General features: G+C 36.0%; 22 protein-coding genes. 8 read left to right on the forward strand and 14 right to left on the reverse strand.

The features are described 5' to 3' along the window. Positions 1-4 precede the first annotated feature (4 nt). The 3 genes from DYQ05_RS02405 to DYQ05_RS02415 all read right to left on the reverse strand — a co-directional run bounded on the left by DYQ05_RS02405 (position 5) and on the right by DYQ05_RS02415 (position 3024). Positions 5-295: a hypothetical protein gene (locus tag DYQ05_RS02405; RefSeq protein WP_206183767.1), complete on the reverse strand. Its 291-nt coding sequence runs from the start codon at positions 293-295 to the stop codon at positions 5-7. Positions 296-381: 86 nt separating this feature from the next. Next, positions 382-2157 (reverse strand): hypothetical protein, encoded by a 1776-nt coding sequence (locus DYQ05_RS02410; RefSeq protein WP_029409746.1) that lies wholly within the window; start codon positions 2155-2157, stop codon positions 382-384. Further along, positions 2158-3024 (reverse strand): hypothetical protein, encoded by an 867-nt coding sequence (locus DYQ05_RS02415; protein ID WP_029409745.1) that lies wholly within the window; start codon positions 3022-3024, stop codon positions 2158-2160. 340 nt (positions 3025-3364) lie between these two features. Here DYQ05_RS02415 and DYQ05_RS14275 point away from each other — a divergent pair, with 340 nt between their 5' ends. Further along, a complete protein-coding gene (locus DYQ05_RS14275) occupies positions 3365-5161 on the forward strand; it encodes a KHG/KDPG aldolase/sugar kinase fusion protein (protein ID WP_206183768.1) in 1797 nt (598 codons plus the stop codon). A gap of 380 nt (positions 5162-5541) precedes the next feature. Here DYQ05_RS14275 and DYQ05_RS02425 read toward each other — a convergent pair whose 3' ends face one another. The 3 genes from DYQ05_RS02425 to DYQ05_RS02435 are packed head-to-tail and all read right to left on the reverse strand — an operon-like array spanning position 5542 to position 7503. Continuing rightward, positions 5542-6462 carry a DUF4097 family beta strand repeat-containing protein gene (locus tag DYQ05_RS02425; RefSeq protein ID WP_206183769.1) on the reverse strand — a complete coding sequence of 307 codons (921 nt, stop codon included), beginning with the start codon at positions 6460-6462 and terminating at the stop codon, positions 5542-5544. Further along, positions 6459-7145 carry a permease prefix domain 1-containing protein gene (locus DYQ05_RS02430; RefSeq protein WP_206183770.1) on the reverse strand — a complete coding sequence of 229 codons (687 nt, stop codon included), beginning with the start codon at positions 7143-7145 and terminating at the stop codon, positions 6459-6461. The genes DYQ05_RS02425 and DYQ05_RS02430 overlap by 4 nt, the downstream gene beginning before the upstream one ends. Before the next feature lie 31 nt (positions 7146-7176). Continuing rightward, on the reverse strand, positions 7177-7503 hold the full coding sequence (locus tag DYQ05_RS02435) for a PadR family transcriptional regulator (protein ID WP_020964315.1): 327 nt from the start codon (positions 7501-7503) through the stop codon (positions 7177-7179). 381 nt (positions 7504-7884) lie between these two features. Here DYQ05_RS02435 and DYQ05_RS02440 point away from each other — a divergent pair, with 381 nt between their 5' ends. The 3 genes from DYQ05_RS02440 (at position 7885) to DYQ05_RS02450 (ending at position 11931) form a co-directional block, all read left to right on the forward strand. Beyond that, entirely contained in the window at positions 7885-9927 is a 2043-nt protein-coding gene (locus DYQ05_RS02440; protein ID WP_206183771.1) for a methyl-accepting chemotaxis protein, read from the forward strand. A gap of 137 nt (positions 9928-10064) precedes the next feature. Continuing rightward, positions 10065-10760: a DUF3298 and DUF4163 domain-containing protein gene (locus DYQ05_RS02445; RefSeq protein WP_024466980.1), complete on the forward strand. Its 696-nt coding sequence runs from the start codon at positions 10065-10067 to the stop codon at positions 10758-10760. A gap of 76 nt (positions 10761-10836) precedes the next feature. Then, a complete protein-coding gene (locus DYQ05_RS02450; RefSeq protein WP_206183772.1) occupies positions 10837-11931 on the forward strand; it encodes an SAM-dependent methyltransferase in 1095 nt (364 codons plus the stop codon). Here DYQ05_RS02450 and DYQ05_RS02455 read toward each other — a convergent pair. Both DYQ05_RS02455 and DYQ05_RS02460 read right to left on the reverse strand, forming a co-directional pair. Further along, positions 11885-13918, reverse strand: coding sequence for a response regulator (locus DYQ05_RS02455; protein WP_024469164.1), 2034 nt, complete (start codon positions 13916-13918; stop codon positions 11885-11887). The genes DYQ05_RS02450 and DYQ05_RS02455 overlap by 47 nt on opposite strands. Continuing rightward, the gene (locus DYQ05_RS02460) at positions 13905-15128 is read right to left on the reverse strand and encodes a response regulator (protein ID WP_020964320.1); all 1224 of its coding nucleotides are present in this window, start codon (positions 15126-15128) and stop codon (positions 13905-13907) included. Before DYQ05_RS02460 ends, DYQ05_RS02455 begins: the two co-directional genes overlap by 14 nt. 162 nt (positions 15129-15290) lie before the next feature. Here DYQ05_RS02460 and DYQ05_RS02465 point away from each other — a divergent pair, with 162 nt between their 5' ends. Together DYQ05_RS02465 and DYQ05_RS02470 are read left to right on the forward strand one after the other, a co-directional pair. Continuing rightward, a complete protein-coding gene (locus DYQ05_RS02465) occupies positions 15291-15845 on the forward strand; it encodes a DJ-1 family glyoxalase III (RefSeq protein WP_020964321.1) in 555 nt (184 codons plus the stop codon). Next, positions 15845-16606, forward strand: a complete 762-nt coding sequence (locus DYQ05_RS02470) for a class I SAM-dependent methyltransferase (protein ID WP_024466983.1) — start codon at positions 15845-15847, stop codon at positions 16604-16606. Before DYQ05_RS02465 ends, DYQ05_RS02470 begins: the two co-directional genes overlap by 1 nt. 89 nt (positions 16607-16695) lie before the next feature. Here the strand turns inward: DYQ05_RS02470 and DYQ05_RS02475 are convergent, their stop codons facing one another. Together DYQ05_RS02475 and DYQ05_RS02480 are read right to left on the reverse strand one after the other, a co-directional pair. Further along, positions 16696-17523, reverse strand: coding sequence for a GNAT family N-acetyltransferase (locus tag DYQ05_RS02475; RefSeq protein ID WP_206183773.1), 828 nt, complete (start codon positions 17521-17523; stop codon positions 16696-16698). Continuing rightward, the gene (locus DYQ05_RS02480; protein WP_024466985.1) at positions 17498-18394 is read right to left on the reverse strand and encodes a hypothetical protein; all 897 of its coding nucleotides are present in this window, start codon (positions 18392-18394) and stop codon (positions 17498-17500) included. The genes DYQ05_RS02475 and DYQ05_RS02480 overlap by 26 nt, the downstream gene beginning before the upstream one ends. A gap of 190 nt (positions 18395-18584) precedes the next feature. Here DYQ05_RS02480 and DYQ05_RS02485 point away from each other — a divergent pair, with 190 nt between their 5' ends. Beyond that, positions 18585-19226 carry an MBL fold metallo-hydrolase gene (locus tag DYQ05_RS02485; RefSeq protein WP_024469162.1) on the forward strand — a complete coding sequence of 214 codons (642 nt, stop codon included), beginning with the start codon at positions 18585-18587 and terminating at the stop codon, positions 19224-19226. Positions 19227-19251: 25 nt separating this feature from the next. Further along, positions 19252-19677, forward strand: coding sequence for a Holliday junction resolvase-like protein (locus DYQ05_RS02490; RefSeq protein WP_020964326.1), 426 nt, complete (start codon positions 19252-19254; stop codon positions 19675-19677). 235 nt (positions 19678-19912) lie between these two features. Here the strand turns inward: DYQ05_RS02490 and rnhA are convergent, their stop codons facing one another. The 4 genes from rnhA to DYQ05_RS02510 all read right to left on the reverse strand — a co-directional run bounded on the left by rnhA (position 19913) and on the right by DYQ05_RS02510 (position 23648). Continuing rightward, positions 19913-20365: a ribonuclease HI gene (gene rnhA, locus DYQ05_RS02495; protein ID WP_020964328.1), complete on the reverse strand. Its 453-nt coding sequence runs from the start codon at positions 20363-20365 to the stop codon at positions 19913-19915. A gap of 12 nt (positions 20366-20377) precedes the next feature. Then, positions 20378-21445: a 3-deoxy-7-phosphoheptulonate synthase gene (locus DYQ05_RS02500; RefSeq protein WP_020964329.1), complete on the reverse strand. Its 1068-nt coding sequence runs from the start codon at positions 21443-21445 to the stop codon at positions 20378-20380. Positions 21446-21465: 20 nt separating this feature from the next. Continuing rightward, positions 21466-22629, reverse strand: coding sequence for a tRNA uracil 4-sulfurtransferase ThiI (gene thiI, locus DYQ05_RS02505; RefSeq protein WP_024466986.1), 1164 nt, complete (start codon positions 22627-22629; stop codon positions 21466-21468). 176 nt (positions 22630-22805) lie between these two features. After that, positions 22806-23648 (reverse strand): hypothetical protein, encoded by an 843-nt coding sequence (locus DYQ05_RS02510; RefSeq protein ID WP_024469160.1) that lies wholly within the window; start codon positions 23646-23648, stop codon positions 22806-22808. Positions 23649-23656: the final 8 nt, after the last annotated feature.

Here is a 23656-nt window from a genome sequence, read left to right on the forward strand (position 1 = left end):
TAAATTAATATATATTGCAATAAGGTATTTTTTTTAAAGCGTCAATATCTTTTTGTTTAAAAGTGAGTCTTGTCAACACCGCTTTATTTTTATCAATTTTAGACATAACATAATCAAAATATTTACTTGAAGTGGTTGCTACAAGATAAACATCGGCATTTTCTATAATCGTAAAGTCATCGGTCTCTATACTTTTGGTTTTTATGATAAGAGAGTTTCCGAATAAATTAAAAAGACAGTCTTTATATGATACGGCAACAGCAGACGATATTGTTATAATAAGAAGTTTTTGCATTTCAGCCTCCTAAAATCGATTGTTGCAATTTATAGAATATATTTTTGTGAATATAAAAAATTTTAGACTGTAATTTATCGGTATGTTTACTCAGACCGTTGATAAAACAAACGTGCCGTAACACCTATAAATAAAAGTATCAGCATTCCGAATATAATGAGCGAAACATATTTAGGTGTAACCGAAACAAAAAAGGCAACTAATAATTTATATGCATATCTTATTGTTTCCACCAAAAGATAAGCAAAAAACGGGCAGAGAGGGACTGCTATAATCCAGCGTTTTTTAAATTTAGCTCCCGAAGACAATCTAAAAATCCACGCAATTATTACAGCCGCAATCGAAATAATTAAAAGTAAAAGAGGTTCCGCCAACCTGAATAAAATTTCACGTAAATAAGCGGCTTTTATAAATCCGTATTTTTCGGCTTTTAAGCTGAAATAATACAAAGAAGAAAGTTTCATTTCTACAGGACCGCGCGAAGCGGCTTCTATTAAATTAAAATCGGCAAGACTCATAGGTAAAATGATATTATAATAATTTTTTTCAGGCAATTCTCCAATAATAATATTCGGAGAAATATCATTGCCGTAAATATTTCTATCTACCGAACGCAATTGAAGCATTAATGAAACACTGCCGTCCGCATTTTCAATACGTTTTAATTTGGAATAAGGAATTAAAATGGAGTATTTTACCTTTCCGTGCTCGGAATAAGTATATTCCGTATTCATCAGATAGATATGATAACTCTTTTTATCTGCAACCCGAGCTATACCGCAAATTCTTATTTTTGAATTTGCTTCAATACCCCCTACGGTAAACGAAATATTTTTATTAAGTGTAAATGCGGGCAGATTTTCAATTTCATCTTTAAAAAAAGTATTGTTTTCAAGATTTATCTTTGACAGTTTAAGAAAGCGTTCAACTTCAGGGTCCGTTTTAGTATTATCCCGTTTTAATAAATCGTTTTTAATTTGCAAAAAGGAATAATACGCTTTTATAAAATTTCCGGTTTGCATAGCTTCGTATGCGGCTTTTTTATCTTTAAAAAGAACGATTCCCGCCTCTTCTAAAGTTTCGGCAAGACCTTTTTCAACTTCTTCCCATGATTTTTTTGCAACGGCTTCCGCCTCCGTTTTTAAAGGATTTCCGTTATCAAAGGTTTGTTCCGCAAGTTTTGCGTAGTAATGCGCGGTATATAAATCGTGAGTAACCATTGCTCTTTCCGCAATTTTAAGAGCCTGTTCAGGCGACAGCTTTTCCGAAATTTTAAGTTCTTCTGTATTTTCTAAAGACATATCGGCTTTATTTACAATTGAAGATTCCTCATTTGAAATTTTTATCGTATCGTAAATTTTTTTAGCTTCGCCGCCTTCAGGCCAAACATTTACCGCTTTTTCAATATGCTGCAAGGCGTTTTCATATTCTTTACGAGCCGCCGCTTCTTTTGCAAGTTTTGTATATTCATTATAAGTTTCGGTTTTAAGTAAGACATCGGATTGTTTTTCTAAAAGAATCGGTTTTACGGCTTCGGCAAGGACAACATAAACGGAAACCGCTATAATCGAAACAATAAAAAAAGACCTTATAAATTTTAACATTATCGAAGAGCCTCTTTGCATTGTTACGGGCCCGTATCTTCCGAAAATAATCGTATACCCCAAAATTAAAGAGCTGACATACAAAAACGGAAGATAAAATATGAACAGCAAAACCGCTTCTCTAATTTTCCAGCCTATTAAAAAGTGAGGCAGTAAATTTACTCCCATCGGAAAAAAGAATACGAAAGTAAAGCAGCTTATAATTCCTATTAAAAGATGCACAAAAATATATGGAGTTAATTTTGATATTTTATGCATTTACATTTTCTCCTTTATTCTCATTCTGCTTTGACGCGGAATACGTCCCGTTTTGCCGGGTTTCGGCGGTTTCTTTTGTTTTACTTTTTTTATTTTAGACATACGTTTATGCGGATTGCTCCTTTTGTATCGAATTAAAAGTAAAAGCCCCGTATAAGCGAAAAATAACAAGGCAAGTGCCGTAAAACAAATCGGAAAAATCCAAATTTGCGGAAGATTCAGCGGTAAACGGTTTTGTATTATTTGAATAAAATTTACGGATTTTGCATATCCGTATGCATAAAAAAGCAGACCTGAAAGAAAAGGTAAAAGGCTGAAGTTTATTATCTTCCAATCGGTACAAACGGTGCAAATCCAAAATGAAAGTATTACGAAAAAAAAGGAACCTGCAAACAGCAGGTATTGCAAATAACCTTTAGTATAGTAAAAATACATATCGTTCAATACCGGGTTTATCAGTTTATTTGCAGCTTGAATAAATGCGGGAGGCTCAATAAATTCGATTAAATATTTATCATCAACGGTTTCTTTTGTTTGTGCATTTAACATTGAATTTATTTTTTTTCCTTGAGAATAGCAAAGCGGAATAACTCCGGCAAAAAAAATTCCGAAGATAACTGCGAAAAGTAAAAATGAAATTATTCGTTTGGAATAATGCCTCATTAAAAAAACGTAAACCGAAAAGATTGCCGCAATACATGCAAGCGGTGCCGTCAAATACATTGTGTGCAGCATAGAGTATAATAAAAAATACCCGGTTCCGCCTGCCGTCAAATATTCCCGGATACCCGCAAATATTGAAAAAGAGACAAGCCATAAAATAAAATTTATAATAAAAACTACCGGCACTAAAAACGAATTTTTCATAGCTCTTACATTTTAGCATAAAAAAATCCGTTTTGCAATGCAGCAGACAAAGAAAATAAACTGTGATAAAATAAAAAGCGTACCGCCGTATTTTAAACAAATCCGAAAAGGCGATGTGCGGATAAAAACTTTTTTTCGGGATTTGATAATCCCTTCAAAAAAGTTTTTATAGGAGAGGCGATAAACGGTTCGCTCTATTCGGAGCTTACCGTTTATCTTAGAGTTTTGCACAAAAGGTGCAAAACATCGTATTATTATGCGGTTTGTTTACAAGCCGCTTGAAAAAACTTTTTTTCGGGATTTGATAATCCCTTCAAAAAAGTTTTTATAGGAGAGGTATATGAATAAAATTTTTAAACAAATAGAAAAATTGGGGATTGTTCCGGTTATTGTTTTGGAAAACGAAAAAGATGCCTTACCCTTAGGCAAGGCTCTTCTTGACGCAGGACTTAACTGTGCCGAAATTACTTTTAGAACGGAGGCTGCCGAAAAAGCTATTGCAATATTATCAAAAAAACTGCCGGAATTGCTTTTAGGAGCAGGTACGGTTTTAAATACGGAGCAGGCTGATAAAGCGATGGCGGCAGGTGCAAAATTTATTGTAAGCCCCGGATTTAATCCTAAGGTTGTAGAGCATTGTATAAAAAACGGAATCCCGATAATTCCGGGAGTATCGACGGCAAGCGGAATTGAAGAGGCTATGAACTCAGGTTTGGAAACCGTAAAATTTTTCCCTGCCGAAGCGGCAGGCGGAATCAAATTTATAAAGGCAATTTCCGCTCCCTATCCGAATATCCGCTTTATGCCGACAGGAGGAATAAATAAAGAAAACCTTGCGGATTATGCGGCTTTTTCCAAAGTATTTGCCTGCGGCGGAAGTTGGTTTGTTTCAAAAGAATTGATTTCTTCAGGCAATTTTTTAAAAATCACGGAAGAAGCTGCATCGGCTCTTTTAACCGTAAAAAAAGCACGAGCTGTATCCGGTAAACACGTAAGCGGAAAAATTCAAACGGAAAAGAAAAAAACTCCTTCTGAAATTTCAACCGAAACTGCGTCGGGAAATCCTGACAAAATAAAGCATGAAATTTCTACGGAACAAAAAAAATCCTTTGAAGGTAAAAAAGTTGTAACTATGGGAGAGCTTATGCTGCGCCTTTCACCCGAAGGAGTGAACCGTTTTGTTCAAGCTGAAAAATTGGAACTCGTTTTCGGAGGGGCCGAGGCAAATGTTGCGGTTTCGCTTTCGAATTTCGGCTTACATTCCGTATATGTTACAAAACTGCCCTCACACGAAATAGGTCAGGCTGCATTAAATTCTTTAAGAAGATACGGTGTAGACGTTTCGGAAGTTGTGCGCGGCGGAAACCGTATGGGAATTTATTTTTTGGAAAAAGGAGCTTCGCAGAGAGCTTCAAAAGTTATTTACGACCGTGCAGGCTCCGCAATTGCGGAAGCAGCTCCTATTGAGTTCGATTGGAAGCGGATTTTTAAAAATGCCGAATGGTTTCACTTTACGGGTATTACACCTGCATTAAGTAAAACCGCCGCAGAAATCTGTCTTGAGGCGTGTAAGGCGGCAAAATCGATGGGGCTTACAGTTTCCTGCGATTTAAATTACCGCAAAAAACTTTGGACGGCTGAAGAAGCCCGCACGGCAATGTCTTCTATTTGCGAATTTGTAGACGTATGTATTTCAAATGAAGAAGATGCCGCCGAAGTTTTCGGGATTACTTCCAAAAATACAAATATAATTTCAGGAAAACTGAATGAAAAAGGCTATAAAGAGGTGGCGGCAAAGTTATGCAAAAAATTCGGTTTTAAAAAAGTCGGAATAACTTTGCGCGAATCGGTTTCGGCAAGCGAAAACAACTGGTCTGCAATGCTGTACGAAAAGGGCAAGGCTTATTTCGGTAAAAAATACACTATGCAGGTCGTAGACCGCTTAGGCGGAGGAGACAGCTTCGCTGCCGCCTTAATTTGTGCGGAATTAAACGGATTTAAACCTCAAAAACAAATCGATTTTGCTTCCGCCGCCTCATGCTTAAAACACTCGGTAATAGGAGACTTTAATCAAGTTTCATTTGAAGAAGTTTTGCGTCTTGCCGAAGGAGATGCATCGGGAAGGGTTCAAAGGTAAATTATGAATTTTTCTCCTATAAAAAAACAAAGCGGCTTACCGTAGTTGAATGTAAAGATGCCTGCCGAATAAGTCTTTGTATACCGCTTTCCGCTTTGTATTTATGAACCGTATATTGTAAAATTTAAAACGGTTGAAGATTTACCGTACAATATGCGGTTTTTGAAAAATTAAAACACCTCCTAAAACAATAAAGCGAGTAGAAACAGGATAAACCGAATAGTTTATGAAGGAAGTAAAATTATTCTTATCGGAATAATTAAACATACATTTGTTTTACTCGAAGCGGATACCTCGTAAAACCGTTTAGCGAGTTTGTAAAACAAACTCGCTTTATTTTCTCCGATTGTTTATTTTATAAGAAGATTTCGGATATACGGTTAAAACTTTCTAATTCTGCAATCGCCTGAAACGGTTTCGATAAAAAATTGAGGGGCTTCATTTTTATATATCTCGTGTACCTTTTTTTCCCCGGAGGTGCCTGTAAAGGCATTTTTATAATCTCCTGAAACCGAATTGAAGTTACACGAAAAACCGTCTATATCGGCGGGTAAATGTATCAGGTAATCACCTGAAGTGCCGTAAAATTTTGAAAGCTCGGTTGGTACCGATAATAGTTTTAATCTTAAATCGCCGGACGTTGAATTTACCGTAAACTTATAAATATCGGCTGTACCTCTTATATCTCCGGAAGCGGTATGTACCTCAAGCAAATTTGCAATTTTAGAATCTCTTAAAGTTAAATCTCCGCTGGAGCTTTCAAATTTGAAATTTTTCAGTGCAATATCTTCAAGCGTAATGTCCGAAGAAGAGCCTTCAATAAATACACTTATTAAATCGGTGAGCATTTTGTTTCCCGTGTTTTCCATACTGTTTTGCTTTTTAACGGGCACTGAAATTTCAATTCGGCAGTGCAAATTGTTATACCAGCCGAAATAGATTCTATTATTTTTAAAAGCTGTAATATATAAGGTTCCGTTTTCCGCTCGTATTTCAGGAAGATTTTTATTTTCATCATTTCCTATAATTTTTATTGAAAATGTATTATCTAAACTCGGTTTAAACCTTATATCTTCATAAGTCAACGAAGCTTTTATAAAAGTTATTTCACTTGCATTAAAGCGTTCTTCTTTTAAAACGGTTACATTGGAAGTAAAGTGTCCGTTTTTAAAAACGAACGGGAAACGGCAAAATTTATTTCCTTTTGTTATACCGTAGCCTTGCAATTCGGTTACAAAAAAGGCGGTTATAAGAGCGGCTGCAAAAAACCATGCGGCTGCAAGAATTAAATTTTTTTTCATCTGATATTTTCCTTTTTATCATTAAAGAAAATTATAATAAGTTTTATACCTTGCCAAATAGCGGCGCCGGACATAAAAATCAGCCACGAAATATGCCATGCATGAGTTAAAAAACTTACCGCTAAATATATGACGGTAATAAGAAGCCAATAAAATTTTTGAAGAGAATAAAAAAAGTAATCTTTATTTGAAACATCATCTTTATTCGGAACGTAATCGTTTTTGTCTCGGAATTTTGTCGAGTTCTTAAAATACGGAATAACTTCAGTCGGAGTGCTCATACCGGAATAAACCAGTGCGGAAGTGGCAACGGCTGAAATTGTAAGAAGCGCAACAACACCCGCCGTGTCGTATCCGAAAGTAGAAAGAAAAATAAGTACTGCGGGTGCACATATATAAGCACCTATAGAAAACGCCGTAATAAGCCCTCTCCGTTTCCGCTCTTTATCGATTTTTTCGATTATTTCATTGTTCGGCAAAACGGTTTTAATAAGCTCATCGACTTCTCCCAGTTCCGCAATAGCAAAACCGTAAGCTTCATGCTCGGTTTTACCTTCTTTTAAAAAGGCTTCGAATTTGTCGTTTAAATTTGACAAAATTTCATTTCTAAGCTCAATAGCCTTTTGGCTCCGAGGTACACCTTCAAAAAGAAGGTCAACATAGTTTTTGATTTTACCGTTCATCTTTTTCTCCTATTAAGTGTTATTTAAAATATCAATGTTTAAACAAACTTGAAACGGCATCGGAAAATTCTTCCCAATCCTTTATATTTTCGAGGTACAGCTTTTTTCCCGTTTCGGTTATGGAATAATACCGCCTTCTTGCACCCGAATCTCCATCGCCCCAATAAGAAGTTAAAAGCCCCGCCGTTTCAAGCCGCCTAAATGCAGTATATAAAGTAGCTTCGGTAAGCTGAAACAATTTTCCGCTTTTTTGATAAATCCGTTTATTTATTTCATACCCGTAGCTGTCTTCAAAATATACTTGCCCTAAAATAAGCGTATCGGTAAGTCCTCGTAAAATTTCCTGCTTGTTTAACATAAGTATATCATATCAAAATATACCTAATTTATCAAGGTATATTCGTAAAAAAAGTTCCTTAAAATGCAACAGTTGAGAGAATATCAATTCTCGAAGACTGTTGCATTGGTGCGCGAAAAGCGCACATACAATAATGCGAGTTTTCAAAATAAATTTCAAGCAAACTCAGACAGCGTTTTTAATCAATGCAAAATAGCATTGATTAAAATAAACCTCATATTTTGAAAACTTTTTCGGAATAATTAACCTTGATATATTTTTTCAAATATGTTACACTGTAAGTATTAAAAAAATAATATAATAGTGTATCCAAAAGACACAAATAAGGAGAAAAGTATGACAATCCGTTTTTAACTAACCTTTTTTACCGGATTAACGCTTGTGCTTACCGTTGCCTGCACTATAGGTTTTACAGTGTTGTCCGTAAAAACCAAATTTGAAAGCCGTTTTTATGAAAGTACTCAGGGTATCTTGGATTCCGCTGCAATAGATATGGAAACAGAATTTATAAGAGGTTTTTTGTATGCGGAACATTGGTCGGAAGATGCGGAACTTATTAAATGGATTAATTCGGGTGAGAGTGAAGGCGATTTAAAAATAAATGTTATGGATAAATTTAAAGACCTTGCTCTAAAAGAAAATATTATTTCCGTATTTGTTGCAAGTGTAAAATCTCAAACCAATTATCAATCCGATATAAACAAAACGATTCAAACGGGAAAATTAAATAAAAATACCCCTTCCGATGAATGGTTTTATACTACTATAAATTTAAAAGATAAAACTACTTTTTTTATTAACGAAAACAAAGAAACGGGATTAACCGGTTTATGGATAAACTCTCAAATATTCGATAAAAATAAAAAAATTATCGGAATAGCCGGAGTCGGTCTTGATTTAAATACATCTATTATGAAAGTAAAAAAAGTTGTCCCAAGTGTAAATTCGATTCTTTGTCTTGTAGACGAAAAAAATAATATTATAATTTCATCAAGGGACGATGCTTTCGGTAATGACTTAAACAATTATCTTTCTTCCGATATGCAGTCCGTAAAAAACTTTTCACATATAAAAACGTGGAATGACAAAAAGCAAGGCAAAATGATATATGCGGAAAAAAAGGCAACGGAAGATTTTCCTTACAGAATGGTTTTTATTGCTCCGATAAAAGATTTTTTGCCGACTTTTTTTGCTATAGCAAAGGATTCTATTGCCGTAACGATAATAATATTGGCGGTTGTTGTAGCTTTTATTGCATTGGGAGTTAGAAAACTTTCCAAAAGAATTATATTATGGGGCGGAGCATTTGAAAAACTGGCGCAAGGAGATTTTACCGTTCAAATCAATGCAAAAAAAGATGAGTTGGGAAAAATAGGCGACTATATAAATTACACTGCAAAAGAAATACGCTCTTCCTTTAAGCAAATAAAAACTGAATCGGATACGATGGGCTCAATAGGAGAACAGCTTTTTAACGAAATGCAAAAAGCGGGAAGCGCAATTAGTCAAATAGCGGAAGATATTGATGAATTAAATTCTGAAGCAAAGGAACAGTCTCACAGCGTGTCGGAAACCGCCGCTACAATAGAGCAGGTAATTCAATCAATCCAAAAATTGAATTCGGAGATAGAAGTGCAGACGAAAAGTGTAAGCGAATCGTCCGCTGCAATTGAACAAATGGTTGCAAATATTCAATCGGTTACCAACAGTGTAAGGCATGCGGATAAATCAATAGAAAGCCTTTCTTCCGCCACAATAGACGGAAAAAATGCCTTAATTGAAGCGAACACCATTTCACAAAACATTGCGGAACAATCCGGTCAATTAATTGAAGCTTCGAATGTTATCGAAAATATAGCGTCGCAAACCAATTTGCTGGCAATGAACGCCGCAATAGAAGCGGCTCATGCAGGAGAATCGGGCAAGGGTTTTGCCGTTGTAGCCGATGAAATAAGAAAGCTGGCTGAAGAATCCAGCAGTCAAGGAAAAACAATCAGCACTACGCTAAAAGCCATAACCGGCGAAATTGAAATGCTTGCAAAGGCTGCAACCTTAGCCGTAGAAAAGTTTACCGCCATTTCCGAACATGCGGAATATGTAAAACAATCCGCAGTTATGGTAAGCGCCGCTATGGAAGAACAATCAAAGGCCGGAAGCGATGTACTTAATTCAATGCAAAGAATAAATGATGTAACGGTAGCGGTAAAAACGGGTTCCGATGAAATGCTTATGGGAAGTAAAAAAGTTACGGCTGAAACAAAAAATCTTGATATCGTTACTCAAAGTGTCCAAAAACGCATGGAAGAAATTGCCTTAGGATTTGTACAAATAAACGACTCCGTACACGAAATAAAAATGTTCACCGAAAAAAATAAACACAGTATAGATAATTTGGAAACGGAGATGAATAAATTTAAAGTATAGCCGTCTTTTTACAAAACTTAAGGGCTATTGCAAAAAATATTTATATATCTTATATTTACATTCTGTAACTCTTTTTAAGGTTATGTTTTATATTAGACATCTGATAAAACCGTTACAGTTTTTCATAGGAGATAAAAATGAAAAAGATTTATGCAAAAACAATTATTGTTTTAAGTTTGCTGTTATGTACATCGGTATTAACCGCAAAAGGAGTTTCGGAGGCTTCCGGAAAAAAAGTTGAAGACCGCGGTCCTTCAATATCTTACACTTCTACTGCAGAGGTTCCTTTTTTTGAAGAAGAGCCGAAATTAAATGCAATTGTTTTGGAAACGCTTAGAAACATTCAAAGCGGCTTTGACGGCATTTATACTGCAACTACGGCTGAAGATATGGTCGGCTCTCCTGCGGCAAGAGCTTTTGGACTTATTATCAACTACGATAAGGTAGAAAAATCGGATAAGTATATAGGATTTATTATTACGGCTGATAAGTATACAGGCGGTGCACATGGAAATACCGAATTGGTTTCCATAAATTATGACGTAAAAACTAAAAAAATAATGTCCTTACAGGAAGCCTTAAAACCCGCTTCCGCGGATTGGCTTAATAAACTTTCGGAAGAAGCCGGAAAACTGCTTTTGAAAAAAGTAAAAAGCGGAACACTTATTTCCGATGAAGAATGGATTAAAAAAGGAACAGCTCCTGCCGCTGAAAATTTTAAAGTATTTAAAATTGAACGGGATAATGTAAAAATTATTTTTCCGCAATATCAGGTAGCTCCTTACAGCTCCGGAATGCCTGAAATTACTATTCCATTGTCGTTTTTTAAATAACATTTTATAAAAAAGCGGCTGTGTAAAAAAATTAAATTTTACACAGCCGTTTCTTTTTATCTTTCGGACTTATAAATTGCTTCCTTTGTATAAAGACTCCCGTATTAAAAAGCTTGCAGGAAAAGCATGGCTTAATATTCCTCAATTTGAAAATCATTTATTGGACGAACTTGAAATTCCTCATAATGATGAGCCTATGGGAATAACCGCTCTTCCTAAGGACGCCGCTTGTTACGGAAATATAATTTACCGTGAAAAATTTAAAAACGGTATTTATTGGCACAGACTTTGTATGGAAGAACCCTTTATCGCAGAATTTAACAGTATAAGCGAAGCTGCAAAAGTACTGCGTTCGGTTCAGCGCAATTGGGCTTTTTATCCTTTTAACTGCTTTAGGCGCGCCGAACTTATCGAAAAACAGCTTCCTTTTATAAGTAAAAAGGAAAGACCTTTCCCATACGATGTTCCGCTTGCCGAAATGGGATTATGGACACTCTTAAATGAACATACGCTTTTCGCCTCCGCAAAAACTTCAAGCCCCTTTCCTCGCGGCGAAATTTTCTTTAAAGAAGATAAAATAAATCCTCCCAGCCGTGCCTATCTTAAAATATGGGAAGCTCTTACCTTGCTTAAATTTTATGAAAAGCAAAATCGAATTCTTTTACAAAATACCGAAAACGGTACGGACAATAAAAAACGGGAATTATCCGTTTTGCCTTCCGCCGATTCAATTTGCATAGACGCGGGAGCATGTCCGGGAGGCTGGACATGGGTACTTAACAATTTGAGATGTACAATAACCGCTATCGATAGAAGTCCGCTTGTACCCGATTTAATGAAAAAAGAAAACATTAAATTTATAAAACATGATGCTTTTACTTTAAAACCGGAAGAGTTGGGAAAGGCCGACTGGGTATTTTCCGATGTAATTTGTTATCCTCCGCGCCTTTACGAGTGGGTGTTAAAATGGCTAAGCTCAGGCTTATGCGAAAAATTTATTTGTACCATAAAAATGCAAGGGCTTCCCGATACCGAAACAATTAAAAAGTTTGCGGACATTCCAAATTCAAAGATTATTCACTTAACGGCAAACAAACATGAGCTTACCTGGTTAAAAGCCCCTTTTATTGGCGATACCTTTCAACCATATCCAAAAGCTGCTGCTTATTAAAGGGTTTTGCAATAATATCGTCCATTCCCATAGATAGACATAATTTCCTTTCATCTTCTTGAGACCCTGCCGTACATGCAACTATGGGAAGACTGTACCCGCTTTGACGCAAAATTTGCGTAGCTTCATATCCGTTTAAAATCGGCATTTGAATATCCATAAAAATAATATCAAATTCGGTTTTGGAAGCCATGTTAATTGCTTCCTGTCCGTTTTCAGCGGTTGTTACATCATAGCCCGATTTTTCAAGAAGAATTTTAAGCAAATTCAAGTTTACCGTATGGTCGTCAACAACAAGAATTTTAAAATTTTGTTTTAATTTTTTCGGAGCATTTAAATTATCTTCATCCGCACGGAAAGAAGCGGAAGCCCCCTCTTCTAAAGGTTCAAGCTCATGGATATCATTTGCAGTAAGGACATCATGAGATTTTCTGTAAATATCGTTTAATAAATTAAATACAAGTCTGCGTTTAAGAGGTTTATATAAATAACCTTCAAACCACTCCAAAAGTTTCATTTTTGCATCTCCGCCCAAACTGCCTTCCGGAATCATCAAATAAAGTTTTGAATCTTTAAGTGCGGCATCATTGTGGATTTCAGCACCTAATCTCCATCCGTCCATTTCAGGCATTATCATATCGATAAAGACTATTTCAAACGGGGAGCCGTTTTTTTGAGCCGCCTGCATAATTTCTATCGCCTGCTTTCCCGAGCTTACCATAGAAATATCTCCGAATCCGAATTTCGACAACATTCTTTTTATTACCGAACGTGTATGCAAATTATCGTCAACTATTAAAAAGCGTGTAGTTTTGTCCAAAAGAATATTTTCTTGAGGAGCTTTTTTTATTGAAGGCACAAGGGGTATCTTAAACCAAAAAACGGAACCTTCTTGAAAGTTATCTCTTAAACCTATTTCTCCCTTCATCATAGTAACTATGTTTTTTGAAATTGCAAGGCCCAATCCGGTTCCGCCGTATTTTCTGTTTATTGCGGCGTTACCTTGATAAAACGAATTAAATATTTTATCTTTTTGTTCGTCGGAAACACCTATGCCTGTATCGGCAACTTCACATAAAATAAAAGACTTTTTACTTTCTCCGTCATCGCTTTGTACGGTTTCATGAATTTGTCTTACCGAAACCAATATGCTTCCGTGTTCCGTAAATTTAACGGCGTTTTTTGCAAAATTTAAAAGAACTTGTCTAAGGCGGTGAGGGTCTCCTATTATAAATTCGGGAAGCTCGGTATCTATATCAATTAAAACTTCCAACCCCTTTTTATTAGCTTCCATTGCGATAAGGTCTACCGTTTGTTCAATTGAATCGGGTAAATTAAATGTAATGCTTTCAATGGACATATTTCCGCTTTCCAATTTGGAAAAATCCAAAACATCATTTACCAATGCCAATAAAACTTCCGCACTGAAATTTACCTGCCGTGTATATTCTCTTTGCTCTTCATCAAGGTTTGTGCCGTCTATAAGTTCCATCATACCTATTATAGTTTGAATAGGAGTTCTTATTTCATGACTTACGGTTGCTAAAAATAAGCTCCGCATTTTATTTGCATTTTCCACATCATGTTTTTCATTTATTAAAAACTTTTCTTTTACTTTTTGTTTTGTTATATCATCAACGGTAACGAAAAAATTACCGTCTTCCTGTTCCACTGCATCAATTTTTAAATTCAGTTTTTCATTGGAATTTGCAGGCGATTCAAATTCTATTTCAAAACTGCATTTTTTTACATAATTTTTTAAAAATATTTTTACTCTTTCGTATTCGGCCGGTGAAATAGTTTTTATCAGATACTCATCAAAACGTATTTTAGGTTCAAGACTTAAATAATTCGGCAATAAGTTTTCCGCCGATTCATTCCAAAAAATAGGCAAACGGTCTTTTGAAAATATAATGTATGCAGAATTTGAATTTTCCAAATACTTTCCCAACTTACCGTGCGAAATACTTTTTTTAAATATACCCACCTAAAACCTCCTCGGTTTTGCGCAAAATCGTTTCTTTTTTTACGGGTTTTAACACATAACGTTTTGCACCTCTTTCCAATGCTTTGATAATCGGAGTTTTTTGGTCTACCGATGAAAGAATGATAAAGGGCGTTTTATAACCGTGTAAATTTATTTTTGCCAAAACGTCTATACCGCTGATACCGGGCATTATCATATCCAAAAAAACTATGTCATATTTATCATCTTTAAATTCTTTTAAAAAGTCATCGCCGTTTTCAAAAAGATGAACATTGGCGTTTATGTCATAAAAAATCGCGGCCATCATTTTTCTGGTAATTAAATCATCATCAACAATGGCAACGGAAAGATTTTCGCCGGTATCTATTCTAAAACGGGTTTCCAATAAATTACCTTCGGAAGGGGCTTCTTTCGATTGAAGTAATTCTTGAGCCGATGTAATTTTCGTTTCACCGCTTTCTTTCGAAAAAGAACTCAAAGCTTCGGCTAAAGAGGCAACGGCTTTAACGTCTTTATATGCCGGATTTCCTTCAAAGAATTCGGAAACAAGTTTATTAAGCGTCAAAAATTTAATGTTTTTCGGTTGAACCGATTTTACGGTTAATACGCCGTCTATAAGATATTCCAAATTGGAAACATCGGCATAAGTTAAATTTATATCGGTCATTATTATAAGTACTTTCGGCACTTGCAGTTTATAAAGCTCAATTAATTCCATCAGTCTAAATTGTAAAAGTTCTATTTTGTCCCTGTTCAGACCTTGTGAAAGCTCTACGAAAATAACATCTTCATTCACCCTAGTTTCCAAAATACATGGTGTCCTATCAATTTGAAAACTTACACCTAAAGCAAATCCGAGAGCGGAAAGAAGCTCATCTACACGTACAGGTTTTGAAATTATTTTTTTTACTCCGTAAGAAGCAAGTAATGAAGGGTCGTATTTTCCAAGCGATGAGGCAAGCACAATGGAAGGTATTGCCGCAATTTCGGCATCATGCTGTTTTTTTTCAAAAAAATTAAAAAGTTTATCTCTGCTGAAGTTATAATCGATAATGATAAGGGAAATGGAGCTTCTTTTCATAAATTCAAAAGCTTTTTCCGCACCCTCCGCGCTTTCCGCATACAGCATTAAAACTTTGGCTCCATATAATTTTTTCGTAATATAGTTCCGTAAAGTAGGCGCTATATCTATCAATAAAACCTGTTTCATGCTATTATTATAGCATAATATTTTAATAATATCCAGTCTTTACAAACGGATATTAGATTTAAAAGATTATATAAGCACATCAGCTTAAATACAGGACTGTAGTTGAGATTTTTAAGTATTACGGCTTTAAAAACTCAGATATAAATTTTATGGAGGAAATAGATGAAAAAAGCTTTTTTGTTTTTGGCAAACGGGTTTGAAGAAGTGGAAGCCGTTACGCCTATTGATTATCTGCGCAGAGCGGGTATAGATTTGGTTACAGTGGGTGTTACGGGTAAAACGGTAATATCGTCGCGGAAATTACCTATTACCTGCGATATTATTTTAGACGAAGCTATGGAAATGCTTGATAAATCTTTTATGGCGGTATTACCGGGAGGTTTGCAAAACAGCCAAAGTCTTGCAGCCGACGATAAAGTACGGGAATTTGTAACGAGAACTCTTGAATCGGGCGGTGTTATAGGAGCTCTTTGTGCATCTCCCGCTCTCGTATTGGGAAGCTGGGATTTATTAAACGGTAAAAAATTTACCTGCTACCCCGGTATGGGCGGAGAGTTAAAAACAAAACCTCTTGCAAATGAACGCGTTGTAAAAGACGGAAATATTATAACGGCTTGTTCGGCAGGGGCGGCCGAAGAGTTTTCTTTTGCCCTTGTAGAAGCCGTATGCGGAAAAACGGCTTTAAACAAACTTAAAAGCGAGGTGGTTGCACGATAATGGAAAAGTTATCCGATTGGTTTGAAAATGAAACATTTTGGGCTGAATATGCTCCGGTTATATTCGATACACAACGGTGGGCGGAAGCTCCTACGGTTGCGGAATCCGTTTTAAAAATTATCGGCGTCCCTTCAAATAATGCGGGGATTTCGATTTTAGATGCAGGCTGCGGCCCGGGAAGAATCTCCATTGAACTTGCAGTGCGTAAAGCGAAGGTTACGGGAATAGATTTAATCCGCCCGTTTTTAAATGCCGCTATGGATTCAGCACAGGATGAAAACGTTGATGTTGAGCTCATTCAAGGCGATTTACGCAAATTCGTTCGTCCTGCGGCATTTGACGCTGCAATAAGTATGTACACAAGCTTCGGCTATTGTAATACGATTGAAGAAGATATGCTGATACTGAAAAACATAGCGCAATCGTTAAAGGCTGACGGCTGGTTTATTCTTGAAATGACCGGAAAAGAAATTGCCGTCAGAGATTTTACCGAAGGTGAATGGTTTGAACGCGGGGGCTTTACCGTTTTAACGGAGTATTCGGTTGAGGGTGCCTGGGAGGGCTTAAAATCCCGATGGATACTTTACGATGAGCGTGGCAGAAAGGCCGACCACACTTATACGCAGCGTCTTTATTCCGCTTCGGAATTAAAAAATCTAATGCTTTTAAGCGGGTTTTCTTCGGTGGAAGTTTACGGTGATTTTGACTTTTCGCCGTATAATGAAAAAGCAAGAACGATGGTTATGGTTGCCCGCCGTTAGCTTGTTGTAAATCTTAACGTACCTCTTTAAAAAACGCTCATAGAAATTTTGCATCGGAGCATAAAAAGCCCCTAACGCTTATATTTAAGTCATTCGGCAATGTATGTGTTATACGAATTACGGACGGTTACATTCATTGCCTTTATAAGAGGGAAGGCGTAAAAATCTGCATCATCTATTTCAAACATTAAGCCTTCGGTATTAAAAGAAAGTGAATTAATTCTATTTAAAAAATAATTAAGATAAATATTTATGTCCTTTTTATATTTTCCGCCGATATAGCCTATTTCCGTGTTCTCATCTTCACCGTATACAATCATATATGCGGAAGGTTTCCCGTCCAATAAAAGCATTGTAGAAAGATTTTTGTTATAGGGCTTTATTAACTTATTGTAAAAAATCTCGTCATTTATACTTGTTGAAAGGGCATTGATTTTTTTATGAAACAAAGAATAATTTTTAAAAATTAAACGGGCTAACTCTTTTTCTTCATAAATTGAAATATTATTAAGTTCTTTTATTGTGCCGTAAAAATTTAAAAGCGGTTTATCAATATATTTGTAAGAAAAATTATAACATCTTCTTGCCAATGAAAATCCGTTTTTTTGTAAAAATAAGATTAACGCCGTGTTTGAAGAGTCGCACATACATTGATATTTTTTCTTTTCGGATACGCTTTGTAATTTATGTAAAAGCTCCAAACCTATTCCTTCTCTGCGGTACTTCTCTTTCACATAAACGGCAATGTAATCACGATTTGTATGAACTTCATTTTGATATAAACAGGCAATACCTGTAATTAAATTATTTTTAAATGCTGCGAAAACAAAAGAACTTTTTTTAACATTCAGTTTTTTAAAAAGCTTGCTTATTTCAGGCTGTGTCAATGCGTCAGTCTTTATTTGAATGATTTTCATAAATATTTCCGTTTATAATTAAATCGATATTATTGTCAATTACATTAAAATCGACGGTTTCTTTTTTATAAGCGGAGTATGCCATTTTTCTGAACTCGCTCATTAAATAATATCCGCGTATTTGTATTTCAGCATTGCTTCCACTTATATTTAATGCGTCAAAATATACTTTTAAACTTTCAGCAGCCTCTTCCGTTATATTGCTCCATACAGGTGTTTCGAGTTTAAATAAATTTATATGTTCAAATTGATATGTATTTAAACCGCGGATTAAATACTCCGTATCAATTAAACAAAGGCTGCCGTCTTCTTTAATAAACATATTTCCCGTATTAAAGTCTTCCATTATTACAGTACCGAAACCTGCGGATAAGCCCAGCAAACAGGTTTTTAATTTTTTTAAGCTGTGTTTACCCTTATAAAATTGAAAATATTGAGACGCCTCCGTTTTTATCATTTCCTCAATATTTAAAAAAGTTTTTCCGTCTAAATACATTGAAGTATACGGAGCGTCCGATTTATTTTTTTTATTAAATTCGGCCAGACTTTTAAAAAATAATTTTATTTTATCCCTATTTTCAGTAATAGGTTGACTTCCTTTAAGCCATTCGGAAATTAAAATTACATTGTCGCCGGCTTCTATAATTTCAGTATAAGGGTGAATAAATTTATCTTTGTTATCTATACTGCTTAAACAATATAGAGATTCCTTTATATTCCACGAATTTATATTCCGTACCTTTGCCGAATAAATTTGTGAGCCCGCAGTTATTTTAAACAAATCGTTATATATATGCCCTTGTAAGGAAACTTGTTCAATTACGGCATTTTTCCCCGTTGACGAATTTTCGATTATTTTTTTTATATCCATCTAACTCTTCCTTTATATAATTATCGGCCGTATTAAAAAAATATTTCAGCCTGTAATTTAATATACCGTTTTAAAAAGCATAGACCTTTTACGGAATAACAAGGCATATTTAATTCCGTACTTATTCGAAATATTTATTCAAGTATAAACATCTGTTGATTTTTTTTTTATAATTTCGTATAACAAAATTATGGAGATTACCGAAATTTATACCGGCCCGCTTTTTGTAAAAACTTGGGCAATCCCCCTTAATGAAAAAACCGTTTTGCTGGTTGACCCGGGCGGAGCCGATGAAGAGCTTATTCAATATTTAGACAGGAAAAACCCCGAGCGGCTTGAAATTATGCTCACTCACGGGCATTTTGACCATTTAGGCGGAGTTCCCGACCTTGTTTTAAAATACCCCGGTTCCTCCGTTTGGATTCACCCCGCGGACGCACATTATTTGGGTGTACACGGAAAAGAAAACCATATTGCCTGTTTTAAGCAAATACGGGCCGAACGCTATATTGCGGCATTAAAAACCGATTTACCGGAACCTACGGGCTTTTTAAATGACGGAGATGAGGTAAACGGCTTTACGGTTATACATACACCCGGTCATACTGAAGGTTCCGTTTGTTTTTGGAAAAAAGATGAGGGGTTCGCTTTTGTAGGCGATACTCTTTTTTTCCGCTCTCACGGAAGAACCGACTTAATGGGGGGCAGTGAAGAGAAACTTATTGCATCTCTTAAAAAACTTATGACTTTGCCCGACAATACAATAGCTTATCCGGGGCACGGCTCCAATACAACAATAGGGGCTGAACGCGCCAGAATCGAAAAGATGTAAGCGGTAAATTTTTAAGGACAATCCGATGAATAATTTTATATCGACGTTTTTTTCTCTTCAGGCAGGATATCTTATCCTGTTCTTAGCGGCGGCGTTTTTTTTATTTTTACTCGGTTTTTTTACCGGAATACTAAACAATAAATCAAAAATAAAAGCCGAAAGGGCGGACGCTGTAAAGCGTTCCCGAGCCGTATTAAACGGTCAGCTTGGCGAACAAATAGCCCCGTTTTTGCCCGATTTTCCTTCCGACCCTGCTGAAATACGCTTTATAGGTAAACCCGTAGATTATATAGCCTTTAACGGTGCGTCCGAAGGCTTTATTACGGATATAACATTTATTGAAATAAAAACCGGAAATTCGGCTTTAAGCCCCGTTGAGCGTTCGTTAAAAGATGCAATAAATGCGGGAAGGGTAAAATATACGGAATACCGTGTAAATTTAAAAAAATAATTAGAGTTTTTAGAAAAAACTGTAAAAAACAGTAAAAAAATGTGAAAAAATCATAAATTTTTCATAAAACCGCTTGACATTTTTTTTAAAATCAAGTATATTCATTATACACACAGAAAAGATACACATACTACTTCAAAGAACCCTCGTTTTCCTCCTTTCGAGGGTTCTTCTTTTTTATCTTAAAGGTAAAAAAACGGGTATTTGCAATTTTTACAATGCAAAACCCGTTTTTTTAAACCGTCTTCATTGCCGACACTGCAAGGTTATCGCAAATTTCGTTATACTTATTTCCTGCGTGCCCTTTTACCCAAAACCATTTAGGCATTAAACTTGCGGAAAGTTTATCAAGTTCTTGCCAAAGGTCTTGGTTTTTTACGGGCTGCTTTGAAGCTGTTTTCCAATTGTTTTTTTTCCAATTAAAAATCCAGCTGCTTATTCCCTGCTGAACGTATTGCGAATCGGTGTAAACGGAAAAGCATAAGCCGTTTGTACCGTACTCCGTTTGAGCTTTTTTTAAAGCGTTAATAACCGCAGATAATTCCATACGGTTATTGGTGGTAAGGGGGTCGGCTCCGCTGCCGCGTAAAAGCTCCGAGTCTTCGTCTTTGTTTATTATAACATATGCCCAGCCGCCCTTTCCGGGATTACCCGAGCAAGCTCCGTCCGTATAAATATCTATATTCATTTTTATTCCTTCTTAATCCTTCTTATTCATTAAAATAAAATTATAAGCTTTTTCAAGGGTTTTTTCCGTTAATTCCCAACTCATACAAGAATCGGTAACTGATTTACCGTAATTCCCGCTTATACGGCAGGAGTCAATTGAACAAGTGCCGCTTTGAATAAAACTTTCAAGCATGCAGCCCCGTATACATAAAAGCGGTTCATCTTTATCGAAACGCAAAGCCAAACTGTTTAATAAAATATCAGGCTGTTTTTCAGGATTTTTTTGGGAGTTCCCGTGAGAGCAGTCGATTAAAACAGCCGCCTTTATATTTTCTTTTTCCAAAGCGGAGGAAGCGTTTAAAACGGAAGTCTTATCGTAATTTGCGGTTTCCGTTCCGCCTCTTAAAATTAAGTGGGCGTCTTCGTTCCCGGTTGTGTGAATAATTGCCGAAAGTCCGTTTCGAGCAATTCCTACAAAGGCGTGAGGAAGACGGGCGGCAATTACTCCGTTTACGGCAGCCGATAAATCGCCGTAAGTAGTATTTTTAAACCCGGCAGGCATAGAAAGTCCCGACGCCAATTCCCTGTGCATTTGGCTTTCAGCGGAGCGGGCTCCTATTGAAGCCCAGCTTACAAGGTCCGCAATATATTGAGGAACAATAGGGTCAAGCATTTCCGTTGCGGCAGGCAATTGTATTTCGGCAAGTTTTATTAAAAAATTTCTGGCCTTTTCCAACCCGCCTGCGATATTTATAAAACCGTTTAAATCCGGCTCTACAATTAAACCCCTCCAGCCCGAAACCGTTCTGGGTTTTTCAAAATAAGAGCGCATAATGATATAAAGAGAATCGGCATACTTTTTCCGCAGTGCCGAAAGCCTAAGGGCATAATCGAAGGCTGCTTCCGTATCGTGAATTGAACAGGGCCCTACAATAAGCAAAAACCTTTCGTCTTTTCCTTTTAAAATCCCGCTTATTTCTTTTCGCGAATTTAATATAAAAGAATAAATTTCTTCGGAAGCGGGGATTTTTTTTTCCATTTCCTGAGGAGAAATTATAGAATGAATTCTTTCTACGCGGTAATCAAAAATATTTTTCATATTTTGTTATATTTTATGTTTTAAAATTCGAATTTTTTTACTGTCCGCTGCGAATACGCTTCTTCCAAAAGCTCATCGATTTCAAGACGTGCATAAATATCTCTCGCATCTTCAAGCCTCGAATGAAGGATAGGGTGCTTTGGTGAAAACATTACGCAACAGTCTTCATAAGGAAGAATTGAAGTTTCGTAAGTACCTATTTCGCGGGCGGCAATAGTAATATCTTCTTTATCGGTGCCGATTAAAGGTCTGAAAACGGGATATTCCGCAAATGAATTTGTTACCGTAATATTTTCAATTGTTTGGCTTGCAACCTGAGCTAAACTTTCACCCGTAATTAAACATTTTGCGTTAATGCTTTTTGCGGTCATATTTGCAATTTTCATCATACATATACGCATTATAAGAGTTAAATAAGGTTCGGGAGTTTTTTCCTTTATGCGCTGCTGCACTTTTGTAAACGGAATTGTGTTCAAATACCCTCCGAGTCCGTAACTTGCAAGGATTGAAGCCAGAGTTTCCACTTTTTCTTGAGCCTCGGGGGAGGTATAAGGGTGCGAATGAAAATAAATATAATCCAATTTCATTCCTCGGCTTAGCATTTTAAAACCGGCTACGGGAGAATCTATTCCTCCTGAAAGAAGAAGTAAACCCCTTCCCGAACAGCCGCAAGGAAGGCCGCGCCTTCCCTTATGTTCGGCACCGTATATAAAGGCTTGTTCCCTAATTTCTATCGATATTATAACATCGGGATTATGAACGTCAACTTGTAAGATTCCTTCAGTATGAATAATGCCGCCTACTTCTCTAGAGATTTCGTAAGACGTCATCGGAAATGTTTTTTCTCCGCGTCTTGATTCTATTTTAAAAGTTTTACAGCCCCTTTCTCTGGCTTTTACCGCCTCGGTTTTTGCAACCGCCGCTATGGAATCGAAGTTTTTTTCGGCGGGAATCGCTTTTGCCCAACCTGTAATTCCTATTAACTTGTTAAGAGCATCTTCCGTTTTTTCTTTAAATTCTTCTTTTACGGTAACGTACATTCTTCCTGCACGTACGCGTATTTTCGGAGCCGCACCTAAAAGATATTTTTGCAAATTTTGTGAAAGGCGCAATTCAAAGTCTTTTAAATTTCCTTTTTTTAAATTAATTTCACCTATTTTGGCAAGATAAAAAATTTCACCCATATTTTTTATTGTAATTAAAACACAATAAAAAGTCCATTGGGAGGGAATGTAAGATTAAATTGATAACAATTAAAGGATAAATATGAACGGATAAAAAAATACCGCAAACTGTAAATATGTATTGCGGTATTTTTTTGATATGATACAATAAATTTGTAATTTTGCCGTTTTAAAAATTACAGTTCCACTTTTTCTCTAATCAGCCAGCTTGCAGCTACGAAAAACCCTCCTGCAAGAAGGAATGTCATAATAGTTGTTACAAGATAAACGGGAATGGGTTGTGAAAACATAGAGCCGTCATTTGCCGCAAAATTAAAATGCAGACTTAAATCCAAATATTGTACAAGATTCCACTGTCTGCTGAGATAAGAACCTAATTTTGATATTTGGCTCATTATCATAATAAATAAAATTATTGCAATAAATTGAGCTAAATTCTTTTTGCGAATAAAAGAACGTGTAAGAGCTTTTACGCACATAAAAACCGTTCCTACAAGCAAAAATCCGGAAATAATTAAGAGTAAAAAGTACAGCGTAGGCAAAAAATTATACACAAAGATATTTTCAAGAATTCCTAAAAAAGCGGAGCCGAAACCTACGGACATATAGCTGCTGCTTTCCGCCGACGTAACTTGAAGAGCGGCAAAAATTATAAAAAATATTACGGAAATAACGGAATAAATGCAATACTCTGCAAAACCTGCAAGAAGTCTTCCGCCTAAAATTTCTTCGCTTCGTATGGGTATTGTAAGCATTAAGTAGTTTGTATCTTTATATAAAAGTTCGTCTACATGTCCATTACTGCACATAAAAAACATTACCATAGGAATAAATATAATGGCAAAAAATGTTATAAGATACCACCAAAATATTGTAGACCCCGATATTGCATTGTTAATAGGCATTCCGGTAACCAATATTAAAAGTATGGAACCTATTGAAAGGGCCGTCATTAACCCGCCCAAAGTTAAAATCATATTAAGACGTCTTCTCATTTCATATTTAAAAATTCTAATCATAAAAATCT

Source organism: Treponema pedis, assembly GCF_017161325.1.
Taxonomy (GTDB): domain Bacteria; phylum Spirochaetota; class Spirochaetia; order Treponematales; family Treponemataceae; genus Treponema_B; species Treponema_B pedis.

Excerpts from the sequence above, each read along its gene's own strand:
- DYQ05_RS02405 (WP_206183767.1), bottom strand. The coding sequence starts at position 295 with ATGCAAAAACTTCTTATTATAACAATATCGTCTGCTGTTGCCGTATCA.
- DYQ05_RS02410 (WP_029409746.1), bottom strand. The coding sequence starts at position 2,157 with ATGCATAAAATATCAAAATTAACTCCATATATTTTTGTGCATCTTTTA.
- DYQ05_RS02415 (WP_029409745.1), bottom strand. The coding sequence starts at position 3,024 with ATGAAAAATTCGTTTTTAGTGCCGGTAGTTTTTATTATAAATTTTATT.
- DYQ05_RS14275 (WP_206183768.1), top strand. The coding sequence starts at position 3,365 with ATGAATAAAATTTTTAAACAAATAGAAAAATTGGGGATTGTTCCGGTT.
- DYQ05_RS02425 (WP_206183769.1), bottom strand. The coding sequence starts at position 6,462 with ATGAAAAAAAATTTAATTCTTGCAGCCGCATGGTTTTTTGCAGCCGCT.
- DYQ05_RS02430 (WP_206183770.1), bottom strand. The coding sequence starts at position 7,145 with ATGAACGGTAAAATCAAAAACTATGTTGACCTTCTTTTTGAAGGTGTA.
- DYQ05_RS02435 (WP_020964315.1), bottom strand. The coding sequence starts at position 7,503 with ATGTTAAACAAGCAGGAAATTTTACGAGGACTTACCGATACGCTTATT.
- DYQ05_RS02445 (WP_024466980.1), top strand. The coding sequence starts at position 10,065 with ATGAAAAAGATTTATGCAAAAACAATTATTGTTTTAAGTTTGCTGTTA.
- DYQ05_RS02460 (WP_020964320.1), bottom strand. The coding sequence starts at position 15,128 with ATGAAACAGGTTTTATTGATAGATATAGCGCCTACTTTACGGAACTAT.
- DYQ05_RS02465 (WP_020964321.1), top strand. The coding sequence starts at position 15,291 with ATGAAAAAAGCTTTTTTGTTTTTGGCAAACGGGTTTGAAGAAGTGGAA.
- DYQ05_RS02470 (WP_024466983.1), top strand. The coding sequence starts at position 15,845 with ATGGAAAAGTTATCCGATTGGTTTGAAAATGAAACATTTTGGGCTGAA.
- DYQ05_RS02475 (WP_206183773.1), bottom strand. The coding sequence starts at position 17,523 with ATGAAAATCATTCAAATAAAGACTGACGCATTGACACAGCCTGAAATA.
- DYQ05_RS02480 (WP_024466985.1), bottom strand. The coding sequence starts at position 18,394 with ATGGATATAAAAAAAATAATCGAAAATTCGTCAACGGGGAAAAATGCC.
- DYQ05_RS02485 (WP_024469162.1), top strand. The coding sequence starts at position 18,585 with ATGGAGATTACCGAAATTTATACCGGCCCGCTTTTTGTAAAAACTTGG.
- DYQ05_RS02490 (WP_020964326.1), top strand. The coding sequence starts at position 19,252 with ATGAATAATTTTATATCGACGTTTTTTTCTCTTCAGGCAGGATATCTT.
- rnhA (WP_020964328.1), bottom strand. The coding sequence starts at position 20,365 with ATGAATATAGATATTTATACGGACGGAGCTTGCTCGGGTAATCCCGGA.
- DYQ05_RS02500 (WP_020964329.1), bottom strand. The coding sequence starts at position 21,445 with ATGAAAAATATTTTTGATTACCGCGTAGAAAGAATTCATTCTATAATT.
- thiI (WP_024466986.1), bottom strand. The coding sequence starts at position 22,629 with ATGGGTGAAATTTTTTATCTTGCCAAAATAGGTGAAATTAATTTAAAA.
- DYQ05_RS02510 (WP_024469160.1), bottom strand. The coding sequence starts at position 23,648 with ATGATTAGAATTTTTAAATATGAAATGAGAAGACGTCTTAATATGATT.